At 69.3% G+C, this 11,583-nt stretch carries 7 protein-coding genes; 5 read left to right on the forward strand and 2 right to left on the reverse strand.

Annotation, left to right across the window (positions count from 1 at the left end):
* Nucleotides 1-18: 18 nt before the first annotated feature.
* The 3 genes from MJO54_RS08515 to MJO54_RS08525 all read left to right on the forward strand — a co-directional run bounded on the left by MJO54_RS08515 (nt 19) and on the right by MJO54_RS08525 (nt 5,206).
* On the forward strand, nt 19-2,664 hold the full coding sequence (locus MJO54_RS08515; RefSeq protein ID WP_046283717.1) for an ABC transporter ATP-binding protein/permease: 2,646 nt from the start codon (nt 19-21) through the stop codon (nt 2,662-2,664).
* Nucleotides 2,661-4,400: an ABC transporter ATP-binding protein gene (locus tag MJO54_RS08520; protein WP_046283744.1), complete on the forward strand. Its 1,740-nt coding sequence runs from the start codon at nt 2,661-2,663 to the stop codon at nt 4,398-4,400. Before MJO54_RS08515 ends, MJO54_RS08520 begins: the two co-directional genes overlap by 4 nt.
* Nucleotides 4,401-4,588: 188 nt before the next feature.
* Nucleotides 4,589-5,206, forward strand: coding sequence for a DUF3060 domain-containing protein (locus tag MJO54_RS08525; protein WP_046283716.1), 618 nt, complete (start codon nt 4,589-4,591; stop codon nt 5,204-5,206).
* Nucleotides 5,207-5,221: 15 nt separating this feature from the next.
* Here MJO54_RS08525 and MJO54_RS08530 read toward each other — a convergent pair whose 3' ends face one another.
* The gene (locus MJO54_RS08530) at nt 5,222-6,760 is read right to left on the reverse strand and encodes a (2,3-dihydroxybenzoyl)adenylate synthase (protein WP_046283715.1); all 1,539 of its coding nucleotides are present in this window, start codon (nt 6,758-6,760) and stop codon (nt 5,222-5,224) included.
* Nucleotides 6,761-6,846: 86 nt separating this feature from the next.
* Between MJO54_RS08530 and MJO54_RS08535 the strand changes: the two genes are divergently transcribed.
* Together MJO54_RS08535 and MJO54_RS08540 are read left to right on the forward strand one after the other, a co-directional pair.
* Entirely contained in the window at nt 6,847-10,263 is a 3,417-nt protein-coding gene (locus MJO54_RS08535; protein ID WP_046283714.1) for a non-ribosomal peptide synthetase, read from the forward strand.
* A 41-nt stretch (nt 10,264-10,304) separates the two neighbouring features.
* Nucleotides 10,305-10,994 carry a cutinase family protein gene (locus MJO54_RS08540; RefSeq protein ID WP_046283713.1) on the forward strand — a complete coding sequence of 230 codons (690 nt, stop codon included), beginning with the start codon at nt 10,305-10,307 and terminating at the stop codon, nt 10,992-10,994.
* A 19-nt stretch (nt 10,995-11,013) separates the two neighbouring features.
* On the opposite strand, the gene MJO54_RS08545 is transcribed toward MJO54_RS08540, so the two are convergent.
* Nucleotides 11,014-11,385, reverse strand: coding sequence for a nuclear transport factor 2 family protein (locus tag MJO54_RS08545; RefSeq protein WP_046283743.1), 372 nt, complete (start codon nt 11,383-11,385; stop codon nt 11,014-11,016).
* Nucleotides 11,386-11,583: the final 198 nt, after the last annotated feature.

The raw sequence follows: 11,583 nt of genomic DNA on the forward strand, positions 1-11,583 counted from the left end.
GTTGGCGAAAGGACCGTGATGGCGCGCGGCTTGCAAGGTGCGATTCTGCGGGGCTTCGGTGCTCGAGACCACACCGCAACGGTGCTCGAGACCAGCTGGATCGCTCCACATTGCATCAGGGTCTGGATGCATTCACCCACCCTGTTCACCGACGCAGCCGTCGAACCCAGTGCTTGGCTGCGGTTCTGGTTCCCGGACCCGGACGGATCGGCCACCGAATTCCAGCGCGCCTACACCATCGCCGAGGGCGACGCCGAGAGCGGACGCTTCGCGGTCGACATGGTGCTGCACGAACCGGCCGGCCCGGCCACCCGCTGGGCCCGCACCGTGGAACCCGGAGCCACTATCTCGGCGATGTCGCTGATGGGCTCGTCGCGCTTCGAGGTCCCCGACGCCGACGCGCAGCCCGCCGGCTACCTCTTGATGGGGGACTCGGCGTCGATTCCCGGAATCAACGGAATCATCGGCACCGTCGCTCCCGACGTACCGATCGAGCTCTACCTCGAACAGCACGAAGACGACGATCTGCTGATCCCGCTGCGGGAGCACCCCCGGCTGCGGGTGCACTGGGTGCCCCGCCGAGACGCGAGCTCGCTGGCCGCGGCGATCGAGGCCCGCGACTGGTCGGACTGGTATGCCTGGGCCACCCCGGAAGCCGCGACGCTCAAGGCGCTGCGGACCCGGCTCCGCGACGAGTTCGGTTTCCCCAAATCCGAGATCCACGCGCAGGCCTACTGGACCGCCGGACGTGCCATGGGCACCCAGCGCGGGCCGGAAGACACCGCAAAGCCCGCGTCGACTCTGCCGTCACCAGACACAAGTGCGAGTGAGGTGCCCGGTTCATGCGGCGGTCCCAGCTTCGCCTCTCCTTCGTCGAGACTCGCTGAACCGCCGGGTGAGCGCACAGTCAACGCGAAGGGGGCGTGGCGCGCCCAGGCCGCGGGCCGGCTGCTCGGCGCGCTGAAGGTGCCGCTGATCATCTCCGGTGTCCTGCAGGCCCTGATCACCCTGCTGCAGTTGGCCCCGTTCGTGCTGCTGGTGGAGCTGGCCCGACTGTTGGTCGCCGGCGCCGACGAGTCACGGTTGTGGACGGTCGGAATCGCCGCACTCTCCTTGCTGGGCTTGGGCACCTTGCTGGGCGCGGGACTGACGCTCTGGCTGCACGTCGTCGACGCCCGCTTCGCCAGCGCGCTGCGTACCCGATTGCTGAGCAAGCTGGCACGGCTGCCGCTGGGCTGGTTCACCGCCCGCGGATCCGGCTCGATCAAGCAACTGGTCGCCGACGACACCCTGTCGCTGCACTATCTGGTCACCCACGCCATCCCCGACGCCGTCGCCGCCGTGGTGGCACCGGTCGCGGTGCTGGTCTACCTGTTCGTGGTGGACTGGCGGGTGGCACTGGTGCTGTTCGTGCCGGTGCTGGTCTACATGGTGCTGATGTCGGTGATGATGACCCAGTCCGGCCCCAAGATCAGTCAGGCGCAACGCTGGGCCGAGCGGATGAACGGCGAAGCCGGCACCTACCTGGAGGGTCAGCCGGTGATCCGGGTGTTCGGCGGGGCCGCCGCCTCCACCTTCCGTCGCCGCCTCGACGAGTACATCAACTTTCTCGTGGACTGGCAGCGCCCCTTCATCGGCAAGAAGACGCTGATGGATCTGGTCACCCGCCCGTCGACCTTCCTGTGGCTGATCATGCTGACCGGCACCCCGCTGATCGTCGCCGGCCGAATGAACCCGGTGAACCTCCTGCCGTTCGTGTTGCTGGGCACCACCTTCGGTGCCCGCCTGCTGGGTATCGGCCTGGGGGTCGGCGGTATTCGCGGCGGCATGCTGGCCGCCCGGCGGTTACAGATCGCCCTGGACGAATCCGAACTCGCCGTCGAGAAGCATGCTTCAGCACCGGTAGAAGCGCCTGGAACAGTGCGCTTCGAGGCAGTCACCTTCGGTTATCGTCCGGGTGTCCCGGTGATCCGCGACGTGTCGTTGACGCTGCGGCCGGGCACGGTGACCGCATTGGTCGGCCCGTCGGGTTCGGGTAAGTCGACCCTGGCCGCGCTGCTGGCACGGTTCCACGACGTCGAATCCGGATCGATATCGGTTGACGGTCAAGACATCCGGTCGCTGACCGCCGACGAGCTCTATCGCCGGGTGGGATTCGTCCTGCAGGAGACCCAACTGGTGCACGGGACGGTGCGCGACAACATCGCGCTGGCTGTCCCGGACGCCACCGATGAGCAGGTGCAGGCCGCCGCCCGTGAAGCCCAGATCCATGACCGGATCTTGCGGCTGCCCGAAGGCTACGACACCATGCTCGGTGCCGCCGCCGCGCTCTCCGGCGGGGAGCGGCAGCGGCTGACCATCGCCCGCGCCATCCTTGCCGACACACCCGTGCTCATCCTGGACGAGGCCACCGCGTTCGCCGATCCCGAATCGGAATACCTGGTGCAGCAAGCGCTGAACCGGTTGACCAGAGATCGCACCGTGCTGGTGATCGCCCACCGGCTGCACACGATCACCGGTGCCGATCAGATCGTCGTACTCGACCACGGCAGCATCGTCGAACAGGGCAGCCACGACCAGTTGCTGGCCGCGCAGGGACGCTACTTGCAGTTGTGGGAGACCGGCCGCGCCGCGATCACCGTCGGAGCGGAGGCGAGCCGATGATGCGCACCCTGATCCAGCTGATCCCGCACGACCGCCGCGGCCGGATGTTCGGCTACGCCGCGCTGACGCTGCTGTCGGTGGCGGTGCGGGCGGCGGGCACCGTGCTGCTGGTCCCGCTGGTGAGCGCGCTGTTCTCCGAGACCCCGAGTCGGGCGGTGGCCTGGCTGGGTTGGCTGACGGTAGCGACCGTCGCGGGTTGGCTGATCGACTTCGCATGCGCCCGAATCGGATTCGACCTGGGCTTCGCCGTTCTCGATCACACCCAACACGACGTGGCCGACCGGCTTCCCGGCGTCCGGCTGGGCTGGCTCACCGCGGAGAACACCGCGGACGCGCGACAGGCGATCGCTGCCACCGGCCCCGAACTGGTGAGCCTGGTGGTCAATCTGCTGACCCCGCTGATCAGCGCGATCCTGCTGCCGCCGGCGATCGCACTGGCCCTGCTCGGGGTGTCCTGGCAGCTGGGCCTGGCCGCCCTGGGCGGGGTACCGCTGCTGCTCGGGGCGCTGTGGGCGTCCAACCGGCTCAGCGCCCGCGCGGACGCCGCGGCCGGCGACGCCAACACCGCCCTGACGGAACGAATCATCGAGTTCGCCCGCACCCAGCAGGCGCTGCGCGCGGCGCGACGCGTGGAACCCGAGCGCAGCACCGTCGGGCAGGCGCTGAACGCCCAGCATGGCGCGGCGATGCGGCTGCTGCTCATGCAGATTCCAGGGCAACTGCTGTTCAGCCTGGCCAGCCAGGGCGCGCTGATCCTGCTGGCCGGCAGCACCACCGCACTGACCGTGACCGGCACGCTGAGCGTTCCCGAGGCCATCGCGTTGATCGTGGTGGCGGCGCGCTACCTGGAACCGTTCACCGTCATCAGCGAGCTGGCGCCGGCCCTGGAGTCGACGCGGGCCTCCCTCGAGCGGATCCGCGCAGTGCTCACCGCACCCGAGGTGACGGTCGGCCCCGGTCGCGTCCCTGCGGACGCCGGAGCGACCCGCATCGAGTTCGACGACGTCACGTTCGGCTACGACTCTGCGGGCGCCCCGGTGCTCGACCGGGTCAGCTTCACCCTGCAGGCCGGCACCACCACCGCCATCGTCGGACCGTCTGGCTCGGGCAAGAGCACCATCTTGTCCCTGATCGCCGGACTGCATGAGCCCACCTGCGGTCGGGTGTTGCTTGACGGGGTGGACGCCACCGAGCTGAACGCCCCGTCACGGCGGGCCGCCACCAGCGTGGTGTTCCAGCATCCGTACCTGCTCGACGGGACGATCCGCGACAACGTCCTGGTCGGAAACCCCGACGCCGATCAGGAAACGTTTCAGCGGGCCACCGAGTTGGCCCGCGTCGACGAGCTGGTCGCCCGACTGCCTGACGGCGCCGACTCCCGAGTGGGAGAAGCCGGTGCGGCACTGTCCGGCGGTGAACGCCAACGGGTCAGCATCGCGCGGGCGTTGCTCAAACCCGCGCCGGTGCTGCTGGTTGACGAGGCGACCAGCGCGCTGGACACCGAGAACGAGGCGGCGATCGTCGCCGCACTGAGCTCCGAACTGCGTCCGCGCACCCGGGTGATCGTCGCGCACCGGCTGGCCAGCATCTCCCAAGCCGATCGAGTGCTGTTCATCGATGACGGCCGGGTCATTGAGGACGGGACGATCGACGAATTACGCGCGGCAGGTGGACGTTTCGACGAGTTCTGGCGACAGCAAAACGATGCCGCCGGATGGCAGATCCACGCCGGTTAGCACTTAGCAGTGGTCGCAAGCGCGGCGGAGCCGGGCGTAGCGGGCCACTGTCATCGATTTAGCTGTGGTCGCAAGCGCGGCGGAGCCGGGCGTAGCGGGCCACTGCCATCGATTTAGCAGTGGTCGCAAGCGCGGCGGAGCCGGGCGTAGTGGGCCACTGTCATCGATTTAGTGGGATCATTTCAGGCGTGAATGCCGACGATGACCCCGAGGCCCGGATACGGGAATTGGAGCGTCCGCTGTCGGACTTCGCTCGACCCGTGGAACTGACCGCCCCAACAGGTGCCGTCGACGGGCAGGCGCCGTCGCGGTCGGGAAACGGCCGCGGTCTTGCCATCGTCGTCAGTGTGATCGCCGCGGCAGTGGTGGTCGCCGGCGCCGTCGTAGTGTTCCTGGCCTCCCATGACTTGACCAGCTCCGCGCCCGGGCGGCCCACCACACCCAGCGGTTTCACCCCGATACCGGTGCCGTCCGAGGCGGCGCCAGCACCCGAACCGGCGCCGCCGGTCGCAGCTTCGCCTGCTGTCCCGGTGCCGGACAGCAGTGTCACCCTCACCATCGCCGGGGCCGGGGAGAACAAGACCCTGGCCTGCGACGGCCGCTACGTGTCGGTGAGCGGGGTCAGCAACACGGTGGAACTCACCGGCCAGTGCGCCGGTCTGACGGTGTCGGGCATCGGCAACGTCATCACCGTCGACTCGACACCCAAGGTCACGGCCTCCGGTCTTAACAACCGGGTCACGTACCACTCCGGGAACCCGGAGGTGAGCACCTCGGGGTTCGACAACGTCGTCGAGCGTGGCTAGGCCGGCGAATTCGGTTCAGCCGAGCTGGCGGACCAACGCTTTCTTGTCGATCTTGCCGACCGCCGTGGTAGGCAGCGTAGGCAGTGCCGCCAGCTGATCGATGCGGACATGGGTGGCCACGCCGCACTCATCGAGGTGGCGGTTCAGCTCTGCCAACGTCAGCGGTGTGCCATTGAAAACCACTGCAGCGCAGACCTTTTCGCCCAAGTACTGATCAGACAGACCGACCGCGGCAGCCGATCTTACCGCCGGATGGAGTAGCAGGTGCGCCTCCAGCTCGTCGGCGGCGATGTTCTCGCCGCTGCGGACGATCACGTCCTTGATTCGCCCGGTCACCTCCAGGTAGCCATCCGCCAGCCGGCGGACCCGGTCCCCGCTGCGGTAGAAGCCGTCCGGGCTGAAGGATCGCGCGTTGGCCTCGGCCGCGCTGTAGTAGCCGTTGATCGTGTAGGGCCCGCGCACCATCAGCTCACCCTCGGATGCTTCGACACCGTCCTCGTCGACCACGCGCAACTCGTCGTCGGCGCACAACGGCCGGCCCTGCGTGGTGTCGAGCAATTCCGCGGCGTCGCCCGGCCGGGTGTAGCAGAGCAATCCCTCGGCCATGCCGAACACCTGCTGCAGACCCGGCGTCAGTACCTCACGAATCCGGCGGGCGTCGCCCGCAGCCAGCTTGGCGCCGCCGACCTGCAGCAACCGCAGTGTCGTGGGCTTCTGCGGCTCCCAGTCGCAGGCGTGGGCCCACAGCGTGGCAAGCGCCGGCACCAACGCGGTGACCGTTACCCGGTGGCGGGCGATGGTGGCGAAAGCCGCCTCCGGGCTGGGGTCGGCGCCGAAGACCGTGGCGGCGCCCACCGACATGGCGCCCAGCAACCCCGGGCAGGCCAGCGGAAAATTATGGGCGGCCGGCAACGCCGCGAGATAGACGTCGTCGGAGGTCAGCTCACACAGCTGCGCGCTGGCGGTGGCGTTGTAGACGTAGTCGTTATGGGTGCGGGGGATCAGCTTGGGCATGCCGGTGGTCCCGCCGGAGACCAGCAGCAGTGCCGGCGCAGCCGGATCGGGGGTGACTCGCGGCGCGGGGGAGCCTTCGGGCGCCTCGTCGATGATGAGCCGCCTCAGCCCCAGTTCGGCGGCCATCGCCGGATAGTCGAATCCCGCTGTGACGTTAGGGACCACGATCCCGACAGCCTCGCTGACCGCAGCCAGATGCCCGATCTCAGCGGCACGGTGCCCGGGCAGGCACAGTACCGGGATGGCACCCACCCGCAGCAGCCCGAACAGCGTGACCGCGAATGCGCAACTGTTGGGCAACTGCAGCAACACCCGGTCACCGGCGCCGACACCCAGCCGGTGCAGACCGGCCGCCGCGCGATCGGCGGCCGCATCCAACTGCGCATACGACAGCGTCGCGCCGCCATCGATCACCGCGGGCCGCTCGGGCCAGCGCGACGCGGCGTCGTCGAGCAGCGATGCCAACGGCCGTCCGCTCCAGTAGCCGGCCGCACGGTAGGCGGCAGCCCGCTCGTCGGGAAACGGTACGAACCCGTGCATGTGTACTCCCTGGCTTACCGGCGACCGAACCTAGATAGAGTAGCTTCGAGAAATTAGGGCAGCCTAACGAAGGGTGGAGTGGCGCCGTGGGGCCGGACGAGATACGCGCGCAGGTCGCTGACCTGCTCGGCGCCGACGCCAGCGCCGTCGATCCCGAGGCCGACCTGGTCGGACAGGGTCTGGACTCGATCCGGATGATGAGCCTGGCCGGCCGATGGCGCAAACAGGGCATTGACGTCGATTTCGCCGCGCTGGCCGCCGACCCGCGCATCGCCGCCTGGCAGGACCTGCTGGGCGACCGGGGCGAACCGGCACCGATCGCCGCGACGACGGACGAGCCGAGCGATGCCGGCGCTGCTTTTCCGCTGGCGCCGATGCAGCACGCCATGTGGGTGGGACGCGACGACGACGTCGCGCTCGGCGGGGTGGCCGGGCACCTGTATGTGGAGTTTGATGGGCGTGCTATCGATCCGGACCGGCTGGCCGCCGCCGCAGGAGCGCTGGCCGCCCGCCACCCGATGCTGCGGGTGCACTTCTCACCCGACGGCACCCAGCACATCCGGCCCGACGCCGCACTGCCCGTCGCGGTGCAGGACCTGCGTGGCCTGGACGCCACCGAGGTGGCCCAGCGGTTGGATGCCACCCGGGTGGCGAAATCACATCAGCAACTCGACGACGCGGTCTTCGAACTCACCGTGTCATTGCTGCCGGATGGAACCGCGCGACTGCACGTCGACCTGGACATGCAGGCCGCCGACGCGATGAGCTACCGCACCCTGATGGCGGATCTGGCCGCCGCCTACCGGGGCGAGACGCTGCCGGAGCTGGGCTACACCTACCGGCAGTACCGCCACGCCACCGCCGACCGCGCACCCGACGAGAACCACCGCCAGTGGTGGGCGCAGCACATCCCCGACCTGCCCGATCCGCCCAAGCTGCCGCCGCCCGCCGGCGCACCCACCGACCCGCGCCGCAGCACCCGGCGGTGGCACTGGCTGGACCCGGACACCCGCGACGCACTGTTCGGGCAGGCCCGCGCCCACGGCGTCACGCCGGCCATGACCCTGGCCGCCTCGTTCTCGCACACCCTGGCCAGTTGGTCGGACGCCCCGCGCTTCCTGCTCAATGTGCCGCTGTTCGGCCGCGAACCGTTGCACGACGACGTCGACCGGCTGGTCGGTGATTTCACCTCGTCACTGCTGCTGGATGTCGATCTGAGTCAGGCGAGCACCGGCGCGCAGCGCGCGCACGCGGTGCAGGACGCCATGCGTACCGCCGCCGCACACGCCGATTACCCAGGCCTGGCGGTGCTGCGTGACCTGAGCCGCCACCGCGGCACGCAGGTGCTGGCGCCGGTGGTGTTCACCAGCGCGCTGGGACTCGGGGAGCTGTTCGGCGACGAGGTCACCGCCGCGTTCGGTACCCCGGCCTGGATCATCTCCCAGGGCCCGCAGGTGCTGCTGGACGCGCAGGTCACCGAGTTCGACGGCGGCATCCTGGTGAACTGGGATGTGCGCGAGGACATGTTCGCGCCGGGCGTGATCGACGCCATGTTCGCCCATCACATCGCCGACCTGACTCGGCTGGCCGGCAGCGACGGTTGGTCGCAAGCAGCGCCGGCAGCGTTGCCCGCCGATCAAGCCCAGGTGCGCGAGTCGGTGAACGCGGGCAGCGCCGAACCCAGCGGGGAAGCCCTGCAGGACGGGTTCTTTCGCCAGGCCGACCGCGACCCCGAGGCGGTCGCGCTGCTGCACGGGCCGGGAGAGTTGAGCTACGGCGAGCTACGTGATCAGGCGTTGGCGGTGGCCGCAGCCCTGCAGAAGCGTGGCGTGCGACCCGGTGACACGGTGGCGCTGCTGGGCCCCAAGGGCGCCGAGCAGATTCCGGCGCTGCTGGGCATCCTGGCCGCCGGGGCGGTCTATCTGCCGATCGCGGCCGATCAGCCGCCCGAGCGCAGAGAGCGGATCCTGGCACTGGGCGGTGCCGTGCTGGCACTGGTGACCGGGGACGCGGTGCCCGCGTTGGAGATTCCGACACTGGCGGTCTCCGATGCCCTGCAGCACTCCGGTGCGGTGCAGCCGGTTCGCACCGCTCCGTCCGAGTTGGCCTATGTGGTGTTCACCTCCGGCTCCACCGGCGAGCCCAAGGGCGTCGAGGTCACCCACGACGCGGCCATGAATACCATCGAAACCCTCAGCGCTCGTTTCGGATTCGCTCCGGGCGACCGCAGCCTGGCGCTGCTGACCCTGGACGCCGACATGTCGGTGCTCGACGTCTTCGCCATGCTGCGCGCCGGTGCGGCGATCGTGATGGTCGATGAAGCCGACCGGCGCAGCCCCGAAGTGTGGGCGCAGCTGGTGGCGCGGCACCGGGTCAGCGTGCTCAACCTGATGCCGGGGGCGCTGGAGATGTTGGCCGCCACCGGCGGCGAACTGTCTTCGGTGCGTGCGGTGTTGACCGGCGGCGACTGGGTGCGTCCCGAACTGGCGCGACGGTTTGCCGCGGTGGCGCCCGGGGTCCGGTTCGCCGGGCTGGGCGGGGCCACCGAAACCGCCATCCACGCCACGCTGTGCGAGGTCGAGGGTGACCCGCCGGCGCACTGGGCCGCGGTGCCCTACGGCACCCCGCTGCCCAACATCGCCTGCCGGGTCGTCGGCGCCGACGGAGCTGACCGCCCGGACTGGGTGGCCGGCGAACTGTGGGTCACCGGGCGCGGAATCGCCTCGGGTTATCGCGGGCGGCCCGACCTGACCGCCGAGAAATTCGTCGAGTACAACGGCCGAACCTGGTATCGCACCGGCGATCTGGCCCGCTACCTTCCCGACGGCACCCTGGAATTCGTCGGGCGCGCCGATCACCGGGTCAAGATCAGCGGGTATCGCATCGAACTCGGCGAGGTCGAATCCGCGCTGCGCCGCCTGCCCGGGGTTGCCGAGGCGGTGGTGGTGGCGCTGACCGAACCCGGCGGGCGTGAGGTGTTGGCGGCTGCGGTGCGTGCCGGCGATCCCGCGGTCAGCGTTGCCGGATTGCAGGCCGGGCTGGCCGAGTCGCTGCCTGAGCACATGATTCCCCGCCAGCTACAGCTGGTTTCGGTGATTCCCTACACCGTCTCCGGCAAGATTGACCGGCGGGCGGTGACGGCCGAGCTGGCCGCAGCCATGGCCGCCGGCGACGGCTACCGCGAGCCCGCAGGTCCGCTGCAGTGCGCCCTGGCCGCGATCATCGCCGAGGTACTCGGCGGCGCCCGGGTCGGAGCAGACGACGACTTCTTCGCCCTGGGCGGCGATTCGGTGCTGGCCACCGCCGCCGTGTCACGCATCCGCACCTGGCTGGACGCCCCGGGCGCGGTGGTCGCCGACATCTTCGCCACCCGAACCGTCGCCGGGCTGGCTGCACGGCTGGCTGCTTCCGAAGCCGATCCGGGCCGGTTGGACGCGGTGGCGGAGGTGTATCTGGAAGTGGCGCAGCTCGATGCCGCAGAGGTTGCCGACGCGCTGCGATAAGGGCTGGTGGAGCACGGTCGCGGTGTGCCAGCATCGTTGATATGAAAGCGCGCCGATCGCTCGTGTTGCTCGGTGTTCCGGTGGCGATGGCCTTGGCCACGTTGCCCAGCGCACCGGTCGTCGTTCCCGCCGCCTCCGCTGCCGGCTGCCCCGACATCGAGGTGACCTTCGCTCGTGGCACCGCCGAACCGCCGGGTGTCGGCGGAGTCGGCCAGAAATTCATCGACGCGCTGCGCTCACAGGTCGGCGGGCGGTCCGTCGGGGTGTATGCGGTCAATTACCCGGCAGCCGAGGACTGGCCGCCTTCAGCGTCCGCCGGCGCCGGTGATGCGAACGCCCACGTGCAATCCATGGTGGCGACCTGCCCCAACACCAAACTGGTACTCGGCGGCTATTCGCAAGGAGCGATGGTCATCGATCTGATCACCATCGCGCGGGCATCGGTGGCGGGCTTCAACGCCGCGACCCTGTCGGCGGAGGAGGCCGAACACGTCGCTGCGGTGGCAGTTTTCGGCAACCCCACCGACCGCTACCTGGGCGGACCGATCAGCGAGATCAGCCCCTGGTACGGCGCCAAGGCCATTGATCTGTGTGCCGACGGCGACCCGATCTGCACTCCGGGCGCCCTGGCGCTGCCTTCACACGACGAGATGTTCTCCGCGCCGCACCTGTCCTACGCGCAGTCGCCGATGCCGGCTCAGGCCGCGGGCTTCGTGGCGAGCCATCTCTGACGCGGGGCCGCTACCCGATTCACCCGACTATTTCCGAAGCCCAGTACTCGCGCAGGCTGGCGATCCGCTCACCGGCGAATTCCAGGATGGCGACTTCGCGCATCCGCTTGCGCACGTTCTGGACGCGGTCGTCGAACGTCGCCTCCCACTCGGCGATCACCGTGGTGCCGTCGGTGGCGGTGTAGAGGTTGAGCAACCGGGCATCGATGTTGGCCTGACCCTCGACGACCTTGCTCTGCCAATAATCGCGGATTCCGGCTCGGGTGCGGATCGGTTCGCCCAGCACCCGCTCGTGGTAGGTGGCGTCATCGGTGAAGATCGTGACGATGAGCTCGGGGTCCTGTTGTGTCCAGGCCCGCAGGTAGGTATCGATCGTGGTGCGGACGTCCATCAGGGGAGTGTGGCCCACAACCCGGCCTCGACTTCGCCGAACGTGCACTCAGTGCGAGGAAACGGCAGAAAATCCGCGCTCAGTGCACGCTGGGCGCGGCGGAGGGGCTGGGACCGGCTCACAGGCGCCCGGATTTCCGGCCCGCCGCCGGTAGGGGTAACCTAACGCAGGGAAATTAGGGCAGCCTTTACTAATACT

Source organism: Mycolicibacter virginiensis, from assembly GCF_022374935.2.
Classification (GTDB): Bacteria; Actinomycetota; Actinomycetes; order Mycobacteriales; family Mycobacteriaceae; genus Mycobacterium; species Mycobacterium virginiense.

What these genes read in the sequence shown, in the direction of transcription:
- MJO54_RS08515 (WP_046283717.1), top strand. Translation starts at nt 19, where the DNA reads ATGGCGCGCGGCTTGCAAGGTGCGATTCTGCGGGGCTTCGGTGCTCGA.
- MJO54_RS08520 (WP_046283744.1), top strand. Translation starts at nt 2,661, where the DNA reads ATGATGCGCACCCTGATCCAGCTGATCCCGCACGACCGCCGCGGCCGG.
- MJO54_RS08530 (WP_046283715.1), bottom strand. Translation starts at nt 6,760, where the DNA reads ATGCACGGGTTCGTACCGTTTCCCGACGAGCGGGCTGCCGCCTACCGT.
- MJO54_RS08540 (WP_046283713.1), top strand. Translation starts at nt 10,305, where the DNA reads ATGAAAGCGCGCCGATCGCTCGTGTTGCTCGGTGTTCCGGTGGCGATG.
- MJO54_RS08545 (WP_046283743.1), bottom strand. Translation starts at nt 11,385, where the DNA reads ATGGACGTCCGCACCACGATCGATACCTACCTGCGGGCCTGGACACAA.